At 58.8% G+C, this 22760-nt stretch carries 17 protein-coding genes; 3 read left to right on the top strand and 14 right to left on the bottom strand.

The annotated features are described in order from the left end of the window. The 11 genes from MSL71_RS22225 to MSL71_RS22175 form a co-directional block, all read right to left on the bottom strand. Positions 1 to 495, bottom strand: coding sequence for an Lcl C-terminal domain-containing protein (locus MSL71_RS22225; RefSeq protein ID WP_180145128.1), 495 nt, complete (start codon positions 493 to 495; stop codon positions 1 to 3). Between the two features lie 122 nt (positions 496 to 617). After that, positions 618 to 1409 (bottom strand): DUF3786 domain-containing protein, encoded by a 792-nt coding sequence (locus MSL71_RS22220; protein WP_180145125.1) that lies wholly within the window; start codon positions 1407 to 1409, stop codon positions 618 to 620. 135 nt (positions 1410 to 1544) lie between these two features. After that, positions 1545 to 2447, bottom strand: a complete 903-nt coding sequence (locus MSL71_RS22215; protein WP_180145121.1) for a universal stress protein — start codon at positions 2445 to 2447, stop codon at positions 1545 to 1547. 440 nt (positions 2448 to 2887) lie between these two features. Then, positions 2888 to 4279 (bottom strand): sulfate respiration complex iron-sulfur protein HmcF, encoded by a 1392-nt coding sequence (gene hmcF / locus MSL71_RS22210; protein WP_180145119.1) that lies wholly within the window; start codon positions 4277 to 4279, stop codon positions 2888 to 2890. A 41-nt stretch (positions 4280 to 4320) separates the two neighbouring features. Beyond that, positions 4321 to 4998: a sulfate respiration complex protein HmcE gene (hmcE, locus tag MSL71_RS22205; protein ID WP_180145116.1), complete on the bottom strand. Its 678-nt coding sequence runs from the start codon at positions 4996 to 4998 to the stop codon at positions 4321 to 4323. A 137-nt stretch (positions 4999 to 5135) separates the two neighbouring features. Continuing rightward, the gene (locus MSL71_RS22200; protein WP_180145113.1) at positions 5136 to 6083 is read right to left on the bottom strand and encodes a cytochrome c3 family protein; all 948 of its coding nucleotides are present in this window, start codon (positions 6081 to 6083) and stop codon (positions 5136 to 5138) included. Between the two features lie 621 nt (positions 6084 to 6704). Further along, positions 6705 to 8093, bottom strand: coding sequence for a sulfate respiration complex iron-sulfur protein HmcF (hmcF, locus tag MSL71_RS22195; protein ID WP_246317878.1), 1389 nt, complete (start codon positions 8091 to 8093; stop codon positions 6705 to 6707). Between the two features lie 79 nt (positions 8094 to 8172). Then, complete coding sequence (hmcE, locus tag MSL71_RS22190; protein WP_180145110.1) at positions 8173 to 8850, bottom strand: sulfate respiration complex protein HmcE; 678 nt, start codon at positions 8848 to 8850, stop codon at positions 8173 to 8175. Positions 8851 to 8904: 54 nt separating this feature from the next. Then, entirely contained in the window at positions 8905 to 9828 is a 924-nt protein-coding gene (locus tag MSL71_RS22185) for a cytochrome c3 family protein (protein ID WP_180145108.1), read from the bottom strand. Positions 9829 to 10477: 649 nt separating this feature from the next. Continuing rightward, complete coding sequence (locus MSL71_RS22180; RefSeq protein WP_180145105.1) at positions 10478 to 11071, bottom strand: hypothetical protein; 594 nt, start codon at positions 11069 to 11071, stop codon at positions 10478 to 10480. Positions 11072 to 11229: 158 nt separating this feature from the next. Beyond that, entirely contained in the window at positions 11230 to 13041 is a 1812-nt protein-coding gene (locus MSL71_RS22175) for an acyl-CoA dehydrogenase (protein ID WP_180145505.1), read from the bottom strand. 221 nt (positions 13042 to 13262) lie between these two features. Here MSL71_RS22175 and MSL71_RS22170 point away from each other — a divergent pair, with 221 nt between their 5' ends. Continuing rightward, complete coding sequence (locus MSL71_RS22170) at positions 13263 to 14084, top strand: SDR family NAD(P)-dependent oxidoreductase (protein WP_180145102.1); 822 nt, start codon at positions 13263 to 13265, stop codon at positions 14082 to 14084. A 377-nt stretch (positions 14085 to 14461) separates the two neighbouring features. On the opposite strand, the gene MSL71_RS22165 is transcribed toward MSL71_RS22170, so the two are convergent. Together MSL71_RS22165 and MSL71_RS22160 are read right to left on the bottom strand one after the other, a co-directional pair. Further along, positions 14462 to 15259, bottom strand: coding sequence for an alpha/beta fold hydrolase (locus MSL71_RS22165; protein WP_180145099.1), 798 nt, complete (start codon positions 15257 to 15259; stop codon positions 14462 to 14464). Positions 15260 to 15401: 142 nt separating this feature from the next. Further along, on the bottom strand, positions 15402 to 18230 hold the full coding sequence (locus MSL71_RS22160; RefSeq protein WP_180145097.1) for an FAD-binding and (Fe-S)-binding domain-containing protein: 2829 nt from the start codon (positions 18228 to 18230) through the stop codon (positions 15402 to 15404). A gap of 479 nt (positions 18231 to 18709) precedes the next feature. Here MSL71_RS22160 and MSL71_RS22155 point away from each other — a divergent pair, with 479 nt between their 5' ends. Beyond that, positions 18710 to 19975: a 3-dehydroquinate synthase family protein gene (locus MSL71_RS22155; protein ID WP_180145094.1), complete on the top strand. Its 1266-nt coding sequence runs from the start codon at positions 18710 to 18712 to the stop codon at positions 19973 to 19975. Positions 19976 to 19991: 16 nt separating this feature from the next. On the opposite strand, the gene MSL71_RS22150 is transcribed toward MSL71_RS22155, so the two are convergent. Then, positions 19992 to 20432: an acyl-CoA thioesterase gene (locus tag MSL71_RS22150; RefSeq protein ID WP_180145090.1), complete on the bottom strand. Its 441-nt coding sequence runs from the start codon at positions 20430 to 20432 to the stop codon at positions 19992 to 19994. A 415-nt stretch (positions 20433 to 20847) separates the two neighbouring features. On the opposite strand from MSL71_RS22150, the gene MSL71_RS22145 reads away from it, so the two are divergent. Beyond that, positions 20848 to 22632 carry a sigma 54-interacting transcriptional regulator gene (locus MSL71_RS22145; RefSeq protein WP_218951112.1) on the top strand — a complete coding sequence of 595 codons (1785 nt, stop codon included), beginning with the start codon at positions 20848 to 20850 and terminating at the stop codon, positions 22630 to 22632. Positions 22633 to 22760 lie beyond the last annotated feature (128 nt).

Genomic DNA, 22760 nt, shown 5'->3' with positions numbered 1-22760 from the left:
TTACGGAAGGGACCTCACGGCCCGAACATAATAGTGATTCGCTTTGTTGCTGATGTTGACGTACCCGATATAGTAGAAATCGATGCGCCAGGCATAGCCGGAATTGGCTTCGTAGGTTGTGGAGGACCAGTACCCCGAGGACGCCGTGTCCGGAAAAACCCGGGGGTCCACCGCAGGGTCGTAGCTCAGGTAGTTAATGATACTCTGGAGTTCATCGGAGCTGGGCAGGCGCCAGTCGTCGTACCCGGCCAGGTCGAGTTTTTTGCAGTAGGCCACCGCTTGGGCCCAGGTCAGGGCCTCATTGTCATTGCCTGTCTGGCGTTGCCACATGAGCCCTGTGGCGGTGTCGACAACCACCCCTTTTTTTTCATCCACCTTGAACTCGGCCAAGGCGGGCCCTGTGAGCATCACCACCAGAAGCAGCATGCCTCCCAGGGTCATTCCAAGGGTTCTCAGGTTTTTCCTCTCATCTTTTTTTTCTCCTTTTCCTGTCATGGCTCACCTCCATGCAGCTCTCGTTCCGAAAGGGGCTCCTCCCCTGCGACCACCGGAAGAAGAGGGCCTCTCCCAACCTTATATTGGTTCAGGTCCCGAGGCACGTCGGCGCATGTCCATTGTTACCCGTGCCGAAGGGCCAGGCGCTCCAGCATATACGTGAATCCCACGCCGAGGTAAAACAGGGATTCAGCGTCCACGTTTTCGATGGCGGTGCTGTCGTAATAAACATTCACGGCTGAACCCAGGCCGTCCTGATCGTTGCAGTAGCAGATCATAAAGGGAACCGTGGGGAAAAAATGAAGGACCACCGAGATGTCCGACTGGAACTGGGGCGGCACCTCTTTTGCGTCGAAGAGATGCACCAGGTCGTCAAACAGGCCGGTGTGTCCGTCCGCCAGGCGCAGAAGGTTCTCCTCGCAGCGCCGGTGAAACAGGTTGTACTGCTCGCGCCCTCCCGGAATATCCCGATAAGAGACCCACTGCCCTTTGGCCGGAACGCCCTTGCCGTCCAGGACATGGTTGAGAAAGGGCACCCCAAGGTAAGGGTTTACGTGCAGGTCGGTGTGAAACCGGCCCTGGTGATCCACCCCCACATCCTTGCCCAGCACTTTGAGGGTCAGCACCTCGCCGGACAGCGTTGCCCCGATGCGCCGGGATGCCTCGTCAAAATCGCAGGTCCCCATTTTTTCCTGGAGGGCGGCAAGATAGATATCGCCATTGTCTCCGGTCTCCCCTGCCCCGCCCCTGAACAGGGCCCGTGTGGCCTCGTCTGCCCTGGGGCAGGCGTCTATGGACTTGGCGCCGGTAAACACCGCTCCGGCAAAGGCCAGACAGCTCTTTTCGCCGCACTCCCGGCAATTGGATTTCTCCAGGTGCTTGAATATCTCCATGGCGTTTTTGGGTCGGGACACAGGTATACCTCCGTATTGTTGGGTCTCAGGATGAGGATGAGGACGGTCGCAAAGGGAACCTACCTTCATTCATAGCCCAAAGAGAGCCGGGAACAAACCAAAATATGAACGCAGGCGGCGATTCCTTACGGGTGATTATCCCTTTTCGCCGTGGTTGACGCTCACCACCGGACAGGAGGCCCGTATGACAACCTGCTCCAGGGTTCCGCCCATGGCCGGGCTCTCCTCCGGTCCTTTGCCATGGTGCGCCATGACAACAAGGTCTCCGTGGCACCTGCGGGTCAGCTTCAGGATCTCAACGTACGGGGTCCCTTCGCACACCTCCACCTCCATGTTGGTGAAATCCCCGGTGCGGCTTAGAAAACGGGCTTCCACGGCTGCCCGCACGTGGGCCAGGCGCCTGTCCATGGCAACGGGATCTTCGGGGATCCCGGAGATCTCCAGGGTATGGAGCAGGTGAAGGGTTGCCCCGGACTTCCGGGCGATCTTCACGGCAAAGGCAAAGGCGGCGTCCGATGCCTGCGAAAGGTCGGTGGCAAAGACAATGTTCTTGAAATTCCAGTGCGGAAGGGGACAGAAACGGTTGATGATAAGGACCGGTGCCCTGGCGCTTTTTGCCACCTTCTGCATGGTGTTGCCCACGGTGTTGCGAAACGCAAGGGACGCCCCGGTGCAATCCAGCCGGGTGTGGGTCCCCATGACGATGAGGTCGCTCTCCCAGGCCCTGGCCCGGCGCAGGATTTCCGTTGCGGGGATCCCGGGTTTAACCACCACCTCGCAATCCATGGATTTGTTCGCAAGGTGTTCGTGGGAAGCCCGGATTTCACGGGTCAGGAGCGTTTCGTAATCCGCGTCCGGCACGTCCTCGCTTTCGGGGGAGTACGCCTGGACCTGGGCTGTAAAGCCGTGGGAGGGCAACCCGTAGATGTGAAGGACTTTTAAACCGGAGTGTAATTTTTCGGCCAGGTTGTAGGCAAACCGGGCGGCTTCGTCGCAGATGGGCGACGCGGTGGTGGTGAACAGAATGTTTTTGAACATAAGGAACCTGCCTGTCTGAAGTGTCAGCATCAAACTCGATCGAATGGTTCGACGAAAGAGGTCAGGGGAAACGGGAAGAGAGAGGCAAAGGGAGGTTGGTGCAGGGAGACCGGGTGACACGGGCAAGGAAAACCGAAGGGGCCGGGCTTTGGGACGGACACGGCGTCGGGGTGCGGAAGGGGTCTCCCCCGCAGACCGGCACGTCCCATGCTGTCGCCGTCATACGCTTCATGTCCCTGGCTCCTGGTTTCCGGTGCCATGCCATGGCCTCCCCCGGGTGCCGAGTTGCAGCCGGGGGAGACGGGTCATAACTAACTACTAACTAAAGCAGTTATTTTTTCAAAGTTCAATCAATTACCGTCCATGGGGTGTTTTTTTCCTTATGAAAGGGGCGTTCCCAGTGGAAAACGGCAATCCAAGCCATTGATAGAGGCTTGTTATTATTCCTCATTGTGTGTCAGATGATCCGGCACCACCACCATGGGAATGAGCAGGGGTTTCAGGAAAGACCACCGGATCCCGATGTGGTAGACCTCCTCCAGGTCCCGGATGGCGTCCCAGCAGTTATGGCAGGGAGAGATCACCAGCTTGGCTCCGGTCTCAAGGATCTGGTCTCGCTTGACTTTCAGGCCGATGTTCCGCTGTTCCCGGTATCGTCCGATGCCGTTCATGCCCCCTCCCCCGCCGCAGCAGTAGTTGTGTTCGCGGTTGGGGGTCATCTCGCGAAAATCCTCGGCGATCTGACTCATGATGTACCGGGCGTCGTCGGCCAGGCCTGCATTGCGGATGTAGTTGCAGGAGTCCTGGAAGGTCACGGGCTCCTTGATCCGTTTGGCCGGGTCGATCTTGAGCTTGCCCGTGCGCAGGGCTTCGGCCACCCACTCCACGTAGTGCAGGCTGTCCACCGGGGCTTTGCCCGATTTGATGCCCGCCCAGTAGGGGCCTTCGGTCACCGTGGCCCGGTAGGCGTGGCCGCACTCGGTAACCACCATGCGCTTGGGCTTCAACCGGTCGATGGCGGAGTAAACGGACTTCACCTGCATGGTGGAGGCTTCCCAGTCTCCGGCGAACATGGCCAGGCTTGTCTCTTCCCACCCTTCGGAAGGAACGGTCCAGTTTTCCCCGGCCAGGTGAAAGAGGACCGCTGCGTCGGCGAGGTCTTCGGGGTAGTGCTTGGCCTCGCGGGCGTTGACGGTGTAGATGATGTCGGCGTCCTCTTTGTCCACGGGGATTTCAAGGCCCGGCCACTCCTCTTCGGTCTCCTCTTCCATCCACTGGCAGGTGTCCACCCAGTCCTCGGTGGTGATGTCCATCTGGGCGCGATAGACCCGGTGCATGCCCGATCCGATCTTCATCTCCCACGGCACGAATCCCTGGGAGAAGAGCACCCCGCGCAGATAGGAGAACATCACCCCCATGTCGATGCCCATGGGGCAATACATGGCGCACCGGTTGCAGCAGGTGCACTGGGACCAGGCCACATCCATGCAGTGCATCATAAAAGCGGTGTCCACCTCCCCTTTTCGACGCACCAGCTCACCCAGGGTGGACTGGATCTTGTAGGAGGGGACCTGCTTGGGGTCTTTGTCGTTGGCGATATAAAGAAAGCAGGAGTCGGCGCAGAGCCCGCATCGCATGCAGGAGTTCAGCCAGGTCTTGAGCCGTGATTTCAACGTGTTTTTCAAAAGGGCCTTCAACGCCGGGACGTCCACGTCGAGGCTCTCCATCTCTTTGTAGTACTGGGCGCCGCCCTTGTCCCCGAGGAGTTCCTGGAGTTTTGCTTTGGTTCCGATGGGGGTTCGGTTGCACAGTATGCCTTGCTGCTTGGTCATGGTTCCTCACTCACAAAATCGTTGTATCTTAAAAAAGATGGTTACCAGGGAAATCCAGGGGCCTTGAGCCCACCGCGCTTGATGCTGAAGTCCATGCCGAGCTGGATGCGCGAGCAGAAGAAAAGCACGATATGAGAGAGCTTGGTAAAGGGCACGGCCACGAGGAAGAGTTCCCCGCTGAGGATGTGCGCCAGGGTCCAGAAGGTGACGTCTCCGATCTGGTGATAGGCCATGAAAGCGGTGGCAAAGGGCGCCACCGACAAAAAGAGCACGCCGATGTCCCGGGGCCTTGTGAGCTGTCGCACCTCGGGGAGCACCATGCGGCGGATGAGAAGCCCTGCGGCCCCTATCAGAACACCCACGGTGAGGGCATCGGCCACGGCATCGGGCATGGCCGGAATGGAGATGCCCCAGCGGTATTTCAGCAGGATGCCGTGGGCCGAGACAAACAGCGGAGCGACCACGGCCCCCACGTGAAAGAGATAAAACAGCAGGGTGTGTACGGGGTTCTGCCGCCAGCAACGGGTCCCGAAGGGAATCAGCCAGAGCACAATGGAGCGCAGGGCCCCTTTCAGCCCGCTTGCGATGCATGTGTCATAGGCCACCCGGTCCAGGCGGGCGTCGAGGTTTTTGATATAAAGAGCCACATGGGCAATGCAACCGATGGAAAAAATCCCGAGGGAAAGCCACAACAGCGGCCCGGTGATAAATTGATACATGGTGTTTCCTCTTTGTTCATTCCTGTAAGAAGGCGGCCCTTCGCCCACGTCCCGGCGGTGCTGCCGCCAGGATGCGAAGGGTCCGGTCCCCGGGCTCGGGAAATCATCCGAGCCCGGGAGGTGTCCATCCCGATCGTTTAAGGGGTTCCCCCGCTGAACGGGGCATGGCAGCCGGTGCAGTCGTCCACCTCCCCTGCCCCCATGGCGTCATGGCAGCCGATGCAGCTGCGGTCGGCTTGCCGGCTGTGCATGGCAGCGTACAGGGAGACGCCGCCGCCCCGGGAAGAGCCCGACGCGTCATGGCATTCGGAGCAGGAGGTTTCCGGCTCCTTGTGGTGACAGGTCTCGCAGGAGATGTCTGCGCCTTCATGGAGGTCGTGGTCAAAGAGCACCTCACCGCCACCGGCGGCAACGCGCGGCATGGAGGAGGTGTCCACAGGGTCGGTGTGGCAGGCTGTGCAGGTTACGGGACCGCCGGGTTCACCGGAATCAAGGGTGGATACATGGCAGCTCACGCACAGATCGTGGGAAGTTTCCCGCGGCGACATGGCCGGACTGTCCGTTGCACCGGGCTCCCCGTGGAGCCTGTCGTGGCATGTGCGACAGTCAAGGGTGGCCTGCTCGGTGTGGATGCTGTGCAGGGTATCGTCAAAATCGATGGCGTGGGACGAAGAAGGTGATGATGCGGGCTCGCCATTAACGTGGCAGCCGCCGCAGACCTGGGGCCCTGTGGCCCCTGTTGCCGCGGCCGCATCGGCGTGGCACTGGATGCACTGGGCGTGGTAATAGTCCCTGGCCTCCATGCCGGAGAGCCCTTTACGCTGCCTGAACGCAAGGGAAACCCCGCCGTCTGGCCGCTCCTCATGGCACTGAAGGCACGTGTCCTTCTCGGCATCAATCACATGTTTTTCGTGTGGGAAGTGTACCTTGGGGCGCTGAAGTACCCCGTAGGAAGTGATGGTGTCCATGGAGATGACATCTACACCCCGATTCTGTTCGTCGGTGCCCTCGGAATATGCAAGACAGAGGCCGAAAAACAGAAGACCAAGGAGAAATGCCAGGCTTGCCCCGACTCGTTTGCGCATAACTGCTCCTTACCAAACCCTCAAGTTAACAGAAAACAATGGCTATATCCGTACCGGGTCGTCGCGACGCCGGTTTCAATGCCGAGCAATCGTCCCTGAATTTGAAATTCAGAAACAGCTTCTCTTTGTTTCCTGCTGAATGAGGGCCGACACCATTTGGTGCAAAGGTGCAGCCTGTCAGGGCGTGGGAATAACTATCCCCACAACAGACGTTATAACGCCTGCAATTATGTTACACGTATTACTAGATAAAAAACTCCAAGCCCACTGCGTATGAGCAAAAGCACTTTACCATGTGGCGGTTCATTGTCAAATATTTTTTAACAAAAAACGGAGAGCATGCTCCTGAGCACTGCATTTTTTATCGTTAAAATACAAAGTGTTAAGTTAAGAAATTTTTCCGAATTTCATTTACTATACCATAGCAGTATAGATTGCGATGGTATGTTAAATTCAATTGAATACATTCCTCAGTTAGACTTTTTAAACACCCTTTTCAACGCGCCACAGACCTTCCTGAGCAAAAAGCCCGGCAGGCGAAGATCCCGCCTGCCGGGCCCGGGGCAACGAACGCCCTGATGCTGTCAAAAAAATCCCCCTGAAAAGGAGCTCCCCCGCGGCCTACTCTTCCACGTGGGTCAGGTACTCGGGGACCTCCACCATCTTGATGAGCAGGGGCTTGAGAAACGACCAGCGGATCCCGATCTTGTAGACCTCTTCAAGGTCCCGGATGGCGTCCCAGCAGTTATGGCACGGGGTGATCACCAGTTTGGCCCCGGTGGCCAGGATCTGGTCCCGCTTCACCTTCATGCCGGTATTGCGCTCCTGGCGGTAGCGCCCGATGCCGTTCAGCCCCCCTCCCCCGCCGCAACAGAAGTTGTGTTCGCGGGTGGGCGTCATCTCCCTGAAATCCTCTGCGATCTGCCCCATGATATACCGTGCGGCCTTTGCCAGGCCCGCGTTGCGGATGTAGTTGCAGGAGTCGTGATAGGTCACGGGCTCCTTGATGCGCCTGGCCGGGTCAATCTTGAGCTTGCCGGTCTGCAGGGCCTCTGCCACCCACTCCACATAGTGCAGGGTCTCCACCGGCGGCTTCCCGTCCTTGATCCCTGCCCAGTAAGGCCCTTCAATGACCGTGGCCCGGTAGGCGTGCCCGCACTCGGTGACCACCATGCGCTTGGGCTTGAGGCGATCAATGGCCGAGTAGACGGACTGAACCTGCATTTTTGCAGCCTCCCAGTCCCCTGCGAACATGGCCAGGCTGGTCTCCTCCCACCCTTCGGAAGGGACTGTCCAGCTCTCCCCGGCCAGATGGAACAAGGTGGCGGCGTCGGCAAGGTCTTCGGGATAATGCTTGGGTTCCCGGGCGTTGACCGTGTAGATGATGTCCGTGTTCTCCTGATCCACGGGTATTTTCAGGCCCGGCCACTCCTCCTCGGTCTCTTCCTCCATCCACTCACAGGTATCCACCCAGTCTTCGGTGGTGATGTCCATCTGCGCGCGGTAGACCCGGTGCATGCCCGAACCGATCTTCATCTCCCAGGGCACAAACCCCTGGGAGTAGAGCAAACCCCGCAGGTAGCTGAACATCACCCCCATGTCGATGCCCATGGGGCAGTAGAGGGCGCATCGGTTGCAGCAGGTGCACTGGCCCCAGGCCACATCCATGCAGTGCATCATAAAGTCGGTGTCCACCTCCCCTTTCCGCTGCACCAGCTCGCCCAGGGTGGACCGGATCTTGTAGGACGGAACCTGCTTGGGATCCTTGTCGTTGGCAAGATAGAAAAAACAGGAGTCGGCACAGAGGCCGCACCCCTGGCAGGTATTGAGCCAGGTTTTCAATCTGGATTTGAGGGTCCGCTTGAGTTCTGCCTTCAGGGCGGGGACATCCACCTCAAGGGACGTCATCTCTTCATAATATCTGGCGCCCCCCTTGTCCTGCATGAACGCCTGGAGTTCGTCTTTGGTATCGATGGGTTTTCTGTTGCAAAATGTTCCTTCCGGCATCATCTTTTCCTTCTTATGATCATGGTCCGTACACATCGTAAGCCCCTTAAGGGACGTTGTTGTCTCCGTTTCTACCAGGGGGTCACACAGGCATGCCCGCGGATTTCATCCCCCCTCGCTTAATGCCGAAATCCATGCCCAGCTGAATCCGGGAGCAGAAAAAAAGCACCACATGGGAGAGCTTGGTAAAGGGAACAGCCACCAGCAGCATCTCCCCTGAAAGAATATGGGCCAGGGTCCAGAAGGTGCTGTCCCCGATCTGGTGATAGGCAATGAACCCGGTGACAAAGGGAGCCACGGCGATGACAAGGGTTCCGATCTCCCGACTTGTGGTGAGAACTCGCACTTCAGGCAACGCCAGACGGCGAATCACCATGGCCAGGGCCGCAAGGATCACCCCCACGGTCATCCAGTCCGCCACCACATCGGGCAGGGTCGGCAAGGCAATGCCCCAGCGCAGCTTCAGGATCACCACATGGGCGGAGAGAAACAGGGGTGCGATCACCGCCCCAAGGTGAAAAAGGTAAAAGATAACCGTATAAACGGGTTTCACCCGCCAGCTTCGTGTGCCGAAGGGAAGCATCCAGAAAACTAGGGAACGCAGGGCACCACGGATGCCCCAGCCCACGTGTGAACCATAGGAGACCCGGTCCAGATCCTGGTCCAGGTTCTTGACGTACAAAACCACATGCACAACGCACCCGACAAAAAAAACGCTGAAGGCGAGCCAGAGAAGGGGCCCGGTAATAAACTGGTACATGATATGTCCTCCAAAATTAGGATCCGATAAGAAAACAGGCGCAAAGACAGTTGCCTACTCGGTCTCGGTGCCGAAGGGAGCATGGCACCCGGTGCAGTCGTCCACCACGCCGGCACCCATGATGTCATGGCATCCAATGCAGCTGCGATCAGAGGTTCGGGAGTGCATGGCCGCCTGGAGGGAGACGCTGTCGCCCCCGGGCTCACCGCGCCTGGGATGGCACTCGGCGCAACCGGTTTCAGGCTCCTTGTGGTGACAGACCTCGCAGGAGATATCGGCTTCCTCATGGAGATCGTGATCGAAATCGACCTCGCCGCCATGAACGGCTCCATGTCCCTCCCCTTGAGAGGCGGAAAGGGCGTGGCACCCGGTGCACTCTAAAGGTGCGTCGGCAGTGGAGACGGACGCGGCGTTCAGATGGCAGGTGACGCACAGGTCGTGTGCCTCCCCACGGCTCTCACCGGACGGCAGGGCGTCATGGCATACCTGGCAGTCAAGGGCTGCATCGTCGGTATGGCGCATGTGGAGACGGGGGTCAAAGGCTATGGCGTGCGACACGGGGGAAGGGTCGGGGATGGGTTTTACATGGCAACCGCTGCAAACCTGGGGCCCGGTGGGCAGCCCTGCTGTTTCACGGTGAGCATGACATCCGATACACTGGTCGTGGTAGAGGTCCTGAAGCGCCTCACCGGAGAGTTCATGGCGGTTTTTCATGGAAAAAGAGATCCCATGACCGGCTCCGGGGGCCGGGTCATGGCATGCCAGGCAGCCGGCAGACTCGCTTGTGGCCGCCACATGAATCCCATGGGGGAATCGAACGGGGGGACGTTGAAGGGTGTCCAACGGGGCAATGGAATCAATGGTAATGAGATCAACGCCTTCTTCCGGCGGCATCCGGTGTTCGGTATACGCCAGCCGCAACCCCACACAGGACAGGATCAAAAGAACAGCCAGGGTTGCCTCGACTCGTTTTCGCATAACGGTTCCTTCTCATGGCTCAGGTTAACAGAAAACAATGGATATATCGGGCCCAGTCATCTCGACTGCGGCATCGGTCCAAACAAACAGATCCCCCGGCAGCGCTGCCGGGAAATGCGTTCTCCTGTGATCCCTGCTGAGAAGGCGAATTTCTCAAAATGTGGATTCCTGCGGGCGTGGGCCCGCAACGTAAAAATCGCCCCGTTATGTGTCTCTCAATGTATTACTCATCAATACTCCATGCTCACTGCGTATGAGCAATGAAACCCTACGCCCCGTGTGTGATCCTTGTCAATTAATTTTTTTAAAAGGGCTGAGGAAGAATGCGCGTTATTCCATAAAAACAACATGATTCGAGTGCATTACAAAGAGAAGACCGTAAACGCATTTTGTATTTCATCCCGATTTGGTGAAGAAATTAAAAAGGCATCATCAATTATACTGATGATATCTTTCAATAGAATTGCGAGGGAGGCATAAAGGAACAAATCAACCGTTTGCAGATAACAGCACAAGCCATGGCTGACACGCGGAATAAAGGGAAAAGAAGAGAGGGAGAAGGCATGAGGCCACCGCCGGGCCCCCGTAACCGAACCAGGGGCTGCCCGCATGCTCACAAGCCTGAACGGCAATCAAGGAGGGAATGTGATCAGTAGCGCTTGACGCGCCGGATGGATTCACCGTGCCAGAGACACCCGCCCAGGGCGCAAAGCCAGGCAGACCTTTCATCTGCCATCTGGCCCTCGGCAGGGGCAAGGGAGACCACCGGGTACGCCCCGAGCTGGTCCATGTTAAAGCTCCCTTTTTTCACGGCCTTGCCCAGGGCCTCCGCCATCATGGAGGCGGTCACCACATGGCAGTTGTGAAAGGCATCGGATTTGAGGCGTTGCCGGGCGGTCTCATCGGGCTCGGTGCTTAAAAGCACCTCCACGGACGCGCATCGCCTTCGCATGGCCTCTGCCATGCGCACCTCGTCGTCCCAGGAGGAGAGAAGGATCAACGGAGGCTCTTTTTTGGTCTTGGGGGGACGACCGCTCTGGCTGAACACCTTCTTCACCGCTGTCCAGCGATCATCCAGGCGCATGTCAAGGAGGGTCCGGGTCAAGGTGTCGTGGTCTTTTTCCTGAAGGATTTCGGCATGGGCGATGCGGTACCGCTTGGTGCCGCTGTAAAATCCCTTTTCCACCACAACCACCTCGGCAGTCCCCTGCTCCCGCTCCAGATACGCCCCCAGAAAAAACATCTCCGCCTCCACATCCACAATCAGCAAACAGAACAAAGGCCCTGGCAGATAAATCGTGGGATCTATCTGCCAGAGCCCCAATACACCGGAACCTTGGAACGATATCTATACCTGACGCCCCGCGATGTCAATCACGGAGGGCTTGTGTGCCAGGCATCTTACCCGAAAAATGAGGACTCCGGGATGGTCATGGCGGCATCCGATCCCTTGAGGATGGCACGCATGCGCCCCTGGGCCACGGGAAGCTCCGTCTGGATGTAGTGGGCGGCCGAGGACAGGATGCCTCCGTAGAAATCCTTGTCTTTCTTTTTGGCCTTTTCAAGGGCCGCAGTTGCGGTAACGGCCCGCCAGAGATGCATCCAGGCAAAGACCACGTCCCCTGTGACGGTCATGAAGGGATGTGCGCTGGCAAAGGCGTTCATCACCTCGGTGCTCATGGCGGTCTTGCCCATGTACATGGCCACCTCGCCGAGTTTGCCCACGGCTTTTTCAAGCTCGTCGGCAAGGGGAGAAAGGGTCTCCACCCCGCGCGCTTCGGCAATGGTTTTCTGCATCTCGCCCATGAGGTCCATGACAGCCTTGCCCTTTTTCATGCCGAGTTTGCGGCCCAGAAGGTCCATGGCCTGAATCCCGTTGGTGCCCTCGTAGATCATGGTGATGCGGCAGTCCCGGAGCAGCTGGGCCTGGGGGTACTCTTCAATGAACCCGTAGCCCCCGTAGACCTGCATGCCGTGGGAGCAGACATCGTAGGAGCGGTCCGTGACGTACCCCTTGCCGATGGGGATGAGCACGTCGATGATTCCCTGGAGGCGTTCCTTCTCTTCCTCGGAATCACTCACTTTTTTGAGGTCCGAGCAGTACCCGATGTAAAAGAGGAGGCTTCGCATGGCCTCCACGTTGGCCTTCATGGTGATGAGCTGGCGACGGATGTCCGGATGCTGGATGATGGGCACGGCAGGCGGGTTCTTCTCCATCATGGACATGAGGTTGGGCCCCTGGACACGCTCCTTGGCGTAGGTCAATGCGTTGGCGTACGAAGCCCCGGCCACGCTGAGTCCCTGGATGCCCACAAAGAGACGGGCTTCGTTCATCATCTGGAACATGGCGCGCATGCCCTTGTTGGGCTCACCCAGGAGCTCGCCCACGCAACCGCCCTTCTCTCCCAGGGCAAGGGAGCAGGTGCAGTTGCCGTGGATACCCATTTTGTGCTCGATGCCCGTGCAGACCACGTCGTTGAGTTCCCCCACGGAGCCGTCTTCGGCAACCCGGTACTTGGGCACGGTGAACAGGCTGATGCCCTTGGTACCGGCAGGAGCCCCGTCGATGCGGGCCAGCACAGGGTGCACGATGTTTTCGGCCATGTCGTGATCGCCCCCGGAGATAAAGATCTTGTTGCCCTTGATGCTGTAAGTGCCGTCGGCATTGGGGGTGGCCGTGGTGGTCAGGGCGCCCACGTCGGAACCGGCGCCGGGTTCGGTGAGGAGCATGGTGCCGGTCCACTGGCCGGAATACATCTTGCGCAGGTACTTCTCTTTCTGGCTCTGGGTGCCGAAGGCCTCCACAAGGTTGGCGGCGCCGTGGGTCAGTGCCACGTACATGTACATGGCCATGTTGGCCCCGGAGAGGTACTCCGTGCATGCCATGGAGAGGGCGTGGGGCATGCCCTGGCCGCCCCAGGACGGGTCTTCGCTTGTGGCGATCCACTCCCCGTCCCGATACAGATCCCAGATCCGCTTGAACTCCTCGGGGATCTGCACCTGCCCCTTATCCAGGCTGCAACCGGTCTGGTCCCCGGGGGCGTTGGTGGGAAGCACCTCTTTCAAAGCCAGGTTCCGCGCCTCGGAGATCACCAGGTCGATGGTTTTCTTATTGAACTCTCCGTAGGTTTCATGGTTGCTCAGGTCACTCAGGTTCAGCTGCTCATGAAGAACAAATTCAACGTCACGTCGATCTGCAAGTTGGTGTGCCATCATGCCTCTCCTCTGGTTGAAAACTCGGAATAAACAACATGGTGCAAGTGCTCCGGCCGCTTTATGGGACTGCCGCGGGATCTCCATAATAACGTTAACGTAAGCTTTAGCTAAGAGACCCCGTCCGTGTCAAGATGATTGTCTCCATATGTAAACTTTGTTACCATTTGAAGAAAAACACTCACCCATCTTCTTTTTTCCCTTCCGGGAGGCCCACTGACATGAAACGGATTGTACTCATCACCGGATGCTCATCCGGTATCGGAGAGGCCCTGGCCCAGAATTTTCTCAAGGCCGGATGGACCGTTTACGCCACTGCCCGCAAACGCGACGCCCTGACGCCCCTTGTCTCCCTCGGGGCACAGCCCGTGGCCCTGGACCTCACAGCCCAGTCATCCGTCAGCGAAGCCGTGGAACATGTCCTGGGCCGGGAAGGCCACATGGACATGCTCATCAACAACGCCGGGTACGGAGCCATGGGTCCGCTGGCCGAAATGCCCGTGGACGAGGTCAGGCGGCAGTTCGAAGCCAATCTCTTCGGCCAGATAGCCCTCATCCAGGCGGTTGTCCCCGCCATGATCCAGCGCGGCGCAGGACACATCATCAATATCGGAAGCGTCTCAGGGATCCTGCCCACTCCGTTCTCCGGTGCCTATGCCGCCAGCAAGGCGGCGTTCCACGCCGCGAGTGACGCCCTGCGCCTGGAGCTCGCCCCCTTTGGCATCAAGGTGGTGATTGTGCAACCCGGGGGCATCGCCTCCCGCTTCTCCGCCAACGCCGAGGCCCAGCTCAAAGAGACCACGAAAAATCTCAACCACTACGCCGCCTCCATGGACGCCATCGTCCGGCGCACCCGCATCTCCCAGGAGAGCGCCATGCCCCTGGACCGATTCGCCGAAAAGCTCACAGCCATCCTCCTTCGGGAGCCCATCCCCCCGGTCATCCGCCTGGGCACCCACAGCACCCTCATGCCCTTCCTCAAGAAATGGGTCCCCACGCAGCGACGCGATGCCATTCTGATGAAGAAGTTCAAACTGAACTAACACCAGACACAAGCAGACAAAAGCGTGCCTCCGGCGGCGAGGTGAGCCACCTCGAAAGCAGGTTGCCATTGCGCTTTGCCCTTCGCTCCTCAGGGCAAAGCGCAATGGCATTTGTTGCTGCATGGGTTTTCATGACCTTCACAATTCTTCGGAGGTGCGCAAAGGGCAACCGACCTCATCCCCCTGCAGCGTCCGCTCCGCAGGACTTGCTTTATGTGTTTCGCTCCCAGGCTCTGCCTGGGAGTGTTCAAAGCAAGGCTCCGCCTTGCCCATATGCAAAATCAAACCGCGGGTAGCACATGGAGGCAGAGCCTCCGAGACGCATGCCCAGGCGGAACCTGTTAATTAAGGTCTGTATGTAAAACGCTTTAGAAGCGTTACTTCCGGCAAGGCCGCCGGAGGCTTTTTTTCAGGAGGTCATAGAAGGGAGCCCTGGCCTGTGTCTCCTTCCAGGGCACGTGGCCGCACTGCGGCAAGAGAAAAAACTGAAACTCATCAAGGGCCTTTTCAAGGGGGACACGCACCCCGTCGGCCGGGTGGGGGTCGTAGTCGCCGTGGATGGCGGTCACCGGGCAGGTCAGGGAAGAGGCCGCGGTCAGCAGGGAGCCGTTTCGGCGGCACTGAGCAGCCTCGGGCCACACCGCGTTGAAGATGTCGGCGGAGCAAAAGATGTCCGCCTTATCACCTTCCATGGGGTCAAAGGCATCGGCCTTTGAAAAGATCCTGCCGAACCGGAGAAACACCTCGTTGCGGACACGCGCAGACGGATGCTTCAGGTCCGGCAGCAACCCCTTGACCTCGGCCCGCTCTTCAGGCGTCAGGCGCCCCATGCGCTCGGCATCAATGCCTGCGGCATCGGCTTCGAGAAAAGGGCCGCTACCCACCAGGATCAGTTGGTTCACAAGCTCCGGGAAGCGAGCGGCCAGGATCACACTCAGCCACGCCCCCCAGGAAAATCCGATGAGGGCCACAGGGCACGTGGCATGCTCCAGAAGCGCCGAGCGAAGCTCTGCCACCTGGCCTTCAAGGCTCAAGGCCGTCTGAAGGGGCTCCAGCACCCCCCATTGGTGTGAGAGCTCCCGGGCCACCGGTGCCATCTCCCCTGCCCCGCCCGGCCCGCCGTGCACAACAGCCACCCCAAAGGGTGCCTTCCCGTACGTTCTTACATTCTCCATACTGCTCAGACCTTTCCATGGAATTCTCAGACGCAAAACAGCCCGCAACACAGGAGACCCATATCACGGGCTGCCCAAACATGCACCCCCGCCGCCCCTGCCCCCATACCTTATGACCTTATTTCCCTCTATCCTGTTTCCCCTACATCTCCCCGGTCCTCACGATACGCTCCGTGCACCGGTCCACCAGGTAGAGAATGGACGAATAGGTGATGCCGCCGTGGAGGGAGAGGCCGATCTCGCAGGTACGGCTGGTGGAAAATCCTTCCCGGCATCCTGCCACCTGATCCTTCAGGCCGTCCAGGGCCGCTTCGTTCAGCTCGGGCACGTTGAATCCCCGGTCTCCTGCAAAACCGCAGCAGTTGATGTCTTCCGGCACCACCACCCGGGCTGCACAAAGCTCGGCCAGCTCTTTGAGCTTTCCCTCCAGGCCCAGCTTGAGGGTGGTGCAGGTGGCGTGGACGGCGATCTTGTCGTCGCTTTGGTTGAAGATGAGGCGCTTTTTCAGGAACTCCAGGATGAACCCCACGGGCTCATACAGGGCAAGGGATTCGGAAAGGGTCTCTTTCATGTGGTAAAGGCAGGGGCTGGTGTCTGCAAGGATGGGGTATTCACCGTCCCGGCTCGCCGCCATCAGGGCCTTTTCAAGCTCAGCGGCCTTTTTATCGGCCTGGCGGGTATACCCCTTGCTGGCAAAAGGAAGGCCGCAGCAGAGAGTGTTGAGTCCCTCGGGGATGATCACGTCGTAGCCCGCCTTTTCAAGGACGGAGAGGGTCACGTCCCCCAGGGGACGCTTATCTTCCATCTGAAGCGAGGCGCCAAAGCTTCGACTGATGCATGAAGGAAAGTAGACAACCTTCAGGGGATTCGATGATTTTCCTTTGAGCTTTCTCATTTTCCCTGCTGCGTCGGGAAGGGCACGGTTCCACATGGGAAGCGTCTTGAGGGAGAGGCGCCGGGCATGCATGGCCACGGCTTCCATGATGCCGTCCCCGGCAAGCTTATGCACCATGTGCGCCCCTTTGAGCCCTGCCCGCACCGTGCGGGTGGTTCCGTTGTAGTGGTCGGCCAGAAAAGAGGCGGTGCGGTTGCCCATTTTCCCGGTGGCCTCGGCCCGCTGTTTTTTGGTGAAGGTACCGGTGTTGATCCCCACCGGGCACCGCTGGGCGCACAGGCCATCTGCCGCACAGGTCTCAAGGCCAGGGTACTGGTATCCCCTCTTCCACTTCCGGGCACCGGAACCGTTTTCAAGGCGCTTTGCCTCCCTCCAGGCGGTGATGCGATGCCTGGGGGTAAAGGTCAGGTTTCTGGAGGGGCAGACAGGCTCACAGAACCCGCACTCGATGCACTTGTCCACGATCTCGTCGGCAGCGGGCATGGGCTTGAGGTGGGTGATATGGGCCTGGGGGTCGTCGTTTAAGATCACCCCGGGGTTGAGGATCCCCCGGGGATCGAACAGGGCCTTGATCTCCTTCATGAGGGCGTATGCTTCCCTGCCCCACTCCATCTCCACGTAAGGGGCCATGTTGCGGCCGGTACCGTGCTCGGCCTTGAGGGAGCCATCGTAGGTGGTCACCACCATGCCGGCCACCTCGTCCATGAAATCCCGGTAGCGGTTGATTTCGTCCTGTTCTTCAAAGGCCTGGGTGAACACGAAGTGAAGGTTCCCTTCCAGGGCGTGGCCGAAGATGATGGCTTCGTCGTAGCGGTATTTTTTAAAGAGGGCCTGAAGTTCCAGGGTGGCCGAGGCCAGGGAGTCCATGGGGAAGGCCACGTCTTCGATGATCACCGTGGTGCCGGTTTCCCGCACCGCCCCCACAGCCGGGAAGAGCCCTTTACGAATGGCCCAGAGACGCGTGAACTCCTCCGGGTCCGGGGTAAACACCGTGGGAACCACCTGGGTAAGACCGGCCAGGGAAGCCGTGACGGTTTCCACCTGGGCGGCAAGGGCTTCCCGGGTTTCGGCCCGGGTCTCCACCAGCAGGGCGGTGACGCCGTCGGCCAGCCCCTTGATGACAGGCGGCATGCCCTCCTTGTCTTCCACGGATTTCAGGGCAGCGCGGTCCATGAGTTCCACGGCGGCCACGGGCTGTTTTTTCAAGATCATGGTGGCGTTGCAGGCGGTCTCGATGTCGGGAAACAAAAGAAGGGCCGAGGCCTTGTGGGGATGCTCCACCACGGTGTGGTAGGTCACCGACGAGATGAACCCCAGGGTCCCTTCCGACCCCACCAGCAGGTGCTTGATGATGTCAAAGGGGTCGTCAAAATCAACGAGGGCGTTGAGGCTGTAGCCTGTGGTGTTCTTGATCTTGAACTTCCGGCGGATCCTGTCGGCAAGCTCGGGGTTGGCCTTGACGGCATCACGCAGGTCACAGATCCCTTTGAGCATGTTCGGGTGCTCGTCTGCAAAACGGCTTCGGCTGGCATCGTCTTCGGTATCGAGGACCGTGCCGTCGTAAAACACCGCCCGGATATCCGCGATGGTTTTGTAGCTGTTCTCCGAGACCCCGCAACACATGCCGCTGGCGTTGTTGGCGACGATCCCCCCGATCTGGGCGGTGTCGATGGAGGCGGGGTCCGGGCCGATCTTCCGGCCGAACTGCCCCAGCCGGCTGTTGGCCCAGCTTCCGATGACCCCGGGCTGGAGCCTTATTTTGTCTGCGTTGTCAAAAATCGCGCACCCCTGCCAGGTGTGCCCCAGCCTGACGAGGATGGAGTCGGTGACGGCCTGGCCCGAAAGGCTGGTTCCGGCCGCGCGAAAGGTCACCGGCAGGTTTCGCGCCCCGGCTTCCCGAAGGAGCCACACCACCTCCCGTTCCTCCTCCACGGTGATGACGATCTTCGGCACCATGCGGTAAAAACTGGCATCTGTGCCGTAGGCCAGGGTGTAAAGGGGGTCTGTGGTCATCCGTTCCGAAGGGATCACCTGCTTCATGGCGCGTAAAAAGGCTTTATACTCTTTGGTCAGCATGGCGGGTCCTCGCTGATGGGTTGGGCAGAGGGTTTATCAAATCACCGAAGCGTTAAAGAAAAAAGGCTGAAAAAAACGTTGGGAAGAAGGAAGGAAAAAACGAAGGGGATGGAGGGCATCCGGCGAAACAGCCGCGGCTTTTTCTTTATATTATGGAAAAACCGATGTGGGGTGTCAATGGATATTCCGCATATTACCGTGTGACGACAAGGGGTTGCGAAACCGGCGTGCGCGATATCGCCCGGAGAGAATCCGTCGCGATTCCATGCTGTCAATGCCCCTTGAAAGGGCGACATTCTCAAATTGTCATCATAAAATGAATATGCTATGGTTTTGTTAATTTTTTGCTGTCATATCGGCTACCCACGCCGTTGATGAACCTTGGACAGCACTGTTATTCCTGATTCTCATCGTTATTTCCAACCACGGATTTTGGATCCCGTCACTCAGTCACGACAACCCTTTCAGGGGAGGTTTTGATGAATCGCACTCGTTTTCAGGTTTTTCCCACCTATACCCAGGAATTTCACACCCACCACAGCTATCCCGTCTGCTTTACGAACAATCTGTTTACCGGCACCAACCAGACCATTCGCCAGACCCTGACCAAGATGGGGCACGATGCTCCCCTTCGATGCGCCATTCTCGTGGACTCGGGTGTGGTGGCCCGCAACCGGAATCTGGTTAAGCAGATCATCCGCCACTTTCAAAAAGAGCATCCCTTCTTTGAACTCTGCCACGCGCCTTTTATCATGTGCGGCGGGGAGTCCGTCAAAAACAGCCAGCGTATGGTGGAGGAGACCGCCACCATCGCCCACGCCCACGGCCTCACCCAGGAAAGCCTGGTGTTCGTGGTGGGGGGCGGAGCGTTTCTGGACGCGGCCGGTACGGCCCTGGCCCAGTGCAGGGGCGGTATCAAAACCATCAACGTCCCCACCTCCACCCTCTCTCAGTGTGCGGCCGGAATCGGGACCATGCGCTACATGAACACCCGAGGGATCAAAAATTTTTCAGGTATCACCGCCCCTCCCTACGCCGTGTTCATCGATTTTTCCCTTCTCAGGACCCTCCCCTTCGAGCACCACATCAGCGGCATGGCCGAGGCGTTCAAGATGGCCCTGTCCACCGATACGGAATTTTTCACTTTTCTGGTAAAGAAGGCGAGAAAACTGCGTCAAAACGACGTGGAGACCGTGGAAAAAGTGGTCCATAAAACCGCCACCCTCCACCTGGACCGGGCCCGTGCATCCAGCGAACCCACCTTAGACGATGGATCGAGCCTGGGATGCCGTGTCGCCCACTGGCTGGAGACCCGTTCGGGGTACAAACTCCCCCACGGGCACGCCCTGTCCGTGGGGATTGCCCTCAACGCAAGTTACGCACGCCACACGGGCTCCCTGTCCGAGGCGGACTTTTCCCGGCTCGTCAACGGGCTTGTCACCAGTGGCCTGCCGGTCTGGAACCGGTTCCTGGAAACCCGGTCCGAAAAGGGTTCCCTGGAGGTGACGGCCATGATCGCCCGCTCCCTTCAAAACACATCAGAGCCCCTCATGGTCCCCGACGGCCTCGGTGCGTTGAAAGCCATCTCTCACCTTGATTTCAAAGCCTTTGAAAAGGGAATCGGCGTGCTTCGGGGGCACTGCCGAAAGGAGTTCTCCGGGGATCGCCGCCTCTTTGTGGTTACCCCCTGGAACAAAACCGCGCAAACCGATCTGTCGGGCCAAGGCGCCCACGCAGACCAATAACCTCGCAGAGACAGGGTTAGTTGCCACGCCCAAAATCAAGGGCCTTCGCCTTGAACGCCGCGGGCAGAAACGCAATGCGACGCGCCGCGTAGTTGAAGGCAACGAGCCCTGTCTCCGCAACGGCAACGGTTTTGCCGCTGCATGTCACATGATAGTGGATCCGAAACCCCGCCTCCCCCACCTCACCGAAGGCGCACCCCACGGTGAGGTTGTCCCCCAGAAAGGCCTCGGCCCTGAAGTTCACCACCAGATCGTCCATGACAATGCCGGTCTTGCCGTCCCCCAGGTCCCCTTCGTGGACACCCATGGCCCGAAACAGGGCCACACGGGCGTCGTGGAGAATCCCCACCATTTCTGAATTTCCCACATGACCGCCGTAGTTCAGGTCCCCCACCCGCACCTGGATATCGCAGGTAAACGGGTACTCTTCTTTCAGCGCAAGCTTGATTCGAGGCATGATTATTTCCTGTGCAAAGTATCTTGGGTCCATGGCCCCGGAGGCCTGAAGGACACGTATTTTTTCTCAACCAGACCATCGGCCGGATTCCAGTGATAGCTGAAAGCAACCGAAAATGGAACCCGAAACAAGGCAACTCATTCCTTGTTTTCCCGCTGTCAGAAAAGGATTGATCCCGTCATCTTTTGCCTGTTACAACACATACTGTTTTCCAGGCACACCCATGGCATCCCATGGATTTCCAATTTTGCCGACAGGACGACGATGTCCTGCCGCGTGAACAGATGATCCAGGTGAATCAAGCCCGGATCTTTTTCGAATCTGGTGCGATGACGGCCAGCCCATCAAGGATGATGCGGCCCCGACACCCCGTTTTGGACGAGAGCCCGGTTTGTTGCAGGTGGAGAGAGGTTGTATGACCAAGCAGACCAACCCCGTGGCCCGAGGCGATGCTGGCGCATCATTTTTCCAGAACCTCATGCAGAATATCTCGGCACAGATCATCGTGCTCATGGACTCCATCCACAACCCCGTGGTGGGAGTGGACAGCCGCAGCCGTGTCGTGCTGTGCAACCAGACCTTCACCAAAGTGGTGGGACGGTCCCGGGACGAGGTTATCGGCACGCCCATTGCCTCCATCATCCCGGAAACCCGGCTCACCCACATTGTGAACACCGGAAAGACCGAGGCCGCCAAAAAAATCCGCATCGCCGGAAAGCTCTATCTTGCCAACCGCACCCCCATCATCAACGACGGCAACGTGGTGGGGGCCATGGCCCTTCTTCAGGATATCACGGGCATCGAAGCCCTGGGCAATGAGCTGAAGCACTCCAGCGATACCAACGAAGAACTCCAGGCCATCATCGAGTCCTCCTTCGACGGCATCTTCGTCACCGACGGAAACGGCACGGTAACCCGGCTCAACCGCGCCTACGAGCGCCTCACCGGCATCAAGCGTTCCGAGATCATGGGCAAATCCATGACAGAGCTCGTCAGCAAAGGGTACTACAGCGAGTCTGTCACCTTAAAGGTCCTGAAGAGCAGGCAGCCCGAGTCGGTGTTCCAGGAGGTCAAAAACGGCAAGACCATCATGGTCACCGGTACCCCGGTGCTGGACAAAGAAGGGCAGATCACGCGGGTGGTGACCAACGTCCGGGACGTCACCCAGCTCAACCGCCTCCAGCATGAACTCTGTTCCATGCAGACCCTGCGCTCCCATTACGAGGTGGAGATCAACAGCCTGCGCCAGGAGCAGGGAGACGGCCAGTATGTGATCCGCTCCAAAAAGATGCTGGAGATTAAAGCCCTTGCCATGCGCATTGCCCAGGTGGACTCCACGGTGCTCATCCAGGGCGAATCCGGGGTGGGCAAAGAGATGGTGGCTGAAATGGTCCACGAAAACGGCAAGCGCAAGGGAAAGCCCTTTATCAAAATCAACTGCGCCTCCATCCCCGAAGCTCTCCTGGAAGCCGAACTCTTCGGCTACACCCCCGGCTCCTTTACCGGGGCCTCCAAAAAGGGCAAGGCAGGCCTTTTTGAGGCCGCCGACAACGGCTCCATCTTTATGGACGAGGTGGGGGAGATGTCCCTGCCCTTGCAGAGCAAGCTCCTGCGCGTCATTCAGGAAAAGGAGGTCACCCGCATCGGGGACACCCGCCCCATCACGGTCAACGTGCGCATCATCGCCGCCACCAACCGCGACCTGGAAAAGATGGTTCAGGAAAAAACCTTCCGCAAGGACCTCTTCTTCCGGCTCAACGTGGTCCCCATCCACATCCCCCCTTTACGGGAACGCGCCGAAGCCATTGTGCCCATGATCCAGCACTTCCTGGCCAAGTACAACAAACGCTTTGAGTTTGCCAAGCAGATCGACCGGGAAGCCGTGGACATCCTCACGGCCCACCCGTGGCCCGGCAACGTCCGGGAGCTGGAGAACGTCATCGAGCGCCTGGTGGTGATCACTCCGGGAGAGCTGATCGGTGCAGCGGATATCCCGGACTCCATCCGAAACCCGGACGGAAACGGAGGGCTTCCCTCATTGACGGGAAAACCGCTGAAGGAGCTCCTCGAAGAGGTGGAGGCCCGGGCCATCACGGAGGCCCTGAAAACCCACGGCACCACCCGAAAAGCGGCCGAAGCCCTGGGAATCAACCAATCCACCGTGGTGCGCAAGGCGTCCCGATACGGCTTGCGCCCCTGACCCGAACCGATGCATGGCTGCATTTTTGCGATGCCCCACGGCATCACCCGATCACTATAGACCGTTTCAAAAAGTATTTTAGCATGTTACCTGACTCTACCCACCAAATTCTCGCCACCGGAGATGCC

This window comes from Desulfoluna butyratoxydans, from assembly GCF_900699765.1.
Classification (GTDB): Bacteria; Desulfobacterota; Desulfobacteria; order Desulfobacterales; family Desulfolunaceae; genus Desulfoluna; species Desulfoluna butyratoxydans.
Note: the sequence above shows the minus strand (reverse complement) of the source record. Positions and strands in the feature narration are given on the sequence as shown.

Excerpts from the sequence above, each read along its gene's own strand:
- MSL71_RS22225 (WP_180145128.1), bottom strand. The coding sequence starts at position 495 with ATGACAGGAAAAGGAGAAAAAAAAGATGAGAGGAAAAACCTGAGAACC.
- MSL71_RS22215 (WP_180145121.1), bottom strand. The coding sequence starts at position 2,447 with ATGTTCAAAAACATTCTGTTCACCACCACCGCGTCGCCCATCTGCGAC.
- hmcF (WP_180145119.1), bottom strand. The coding sequence starts at position 4,279 with ATGACCAAGCAGCAAGGCATACTGTGCAACCGAACCCCCATCGGAACC.
- hmcE (WP_180145116.1), bottom strand. The coding sequence starts at position 4,998 with ATGTATCAATTTATCACCGGGCCGCTGTTGTGGCTTTCCCTCGGGATT.
- MSL71_RS22200 (WP_180145113.1), bottom strand. The coding sequence starts at position 6,083 with ATGCGCAAACGAGTCGGGGCAAGCCTGGCATTTCTCCTTGGTCTTCTG.
- hmcF (WP_246317878.1), bottom strand. The coding sequence starts at position 8,093 with ATGATGCCGGAAGGAACATTTTGCAACAGAAAACCCATCGATACCAAA.
- hmcE (WP_180145110.1), bottom strand. The coding sequence starts at position 8,850 with ATGTACCAGTTTATTACCGGGCCCCTTCTCTGGCTCGCCTTCAGCGTT.
- MSL71_RS22185 (WP_180145108.1), bottom strand. The coding sequence starts at position 9,828 with ATGCGAAAACGAGTCGAGGCAACCCTGGCTGTTCTTTTGATCCTGTCC.
- MSL71_RS22180 (WP_180145105.1), bottom strand. The coding sequence starts at position 11,071 with ATGTTTTTTCTGGGGGCGTATCTGGAGCGGGAGCAGGGGACTGCCGAG.
- MSL71_RS22175 (WP_180145505.1), bottom strand. The coding sequence starts at position 13,041 with ATGGCACACCAACTTGCAGATCGACGTGACGTTGAATTTGTTCTTCAT.
- MSL71_RS22170 (WP_180145102.1), top strand. The coding sequence starts at position 13,263 with ATGAAACGGATTGTACTCATCACCGGATGCTCATCCGGTATCGGAGAG.
- MSL71_RS22165 (WP_180145099.1), bottom strand. The coding sequence starts at position 15,259 with ATGGAGAATGTAAGAACGTACGGGAAGGCACCCTTTGGGGTGGCTGTT.
- MSL71_RS22160 (WP_180145097.1), bottom strand. The coding sequence starts at position 18,230 with ATGCTGACCAAAGAGTATAAAGCCTTTTTACGCGCCATGAAGCAGGTG.
- MSL71_RS22155 (WP_180145094.1), top strand. The coding sequence starts at position 18,710 with ATGAATCGCACTCGTTTTCAGGTTTTTCCCACCTATACCCAGGAATTT.
- MSL71_RS22150 (WP_180145090.1), bottom strand. The coding sequence starts at position 20,432 with ATGCCTCGAATCAAGCTTGCGCTGAAAGAAGAGTACCCGTTTACCTGC.
- MSL71_RS22145 (WP_218951112.1), top strand. The coding sequence starts at position 20,848 with ATGACCAAGCAGACCAACCCCGTGGCCCGAGGCGATGCTGGCGCATCA.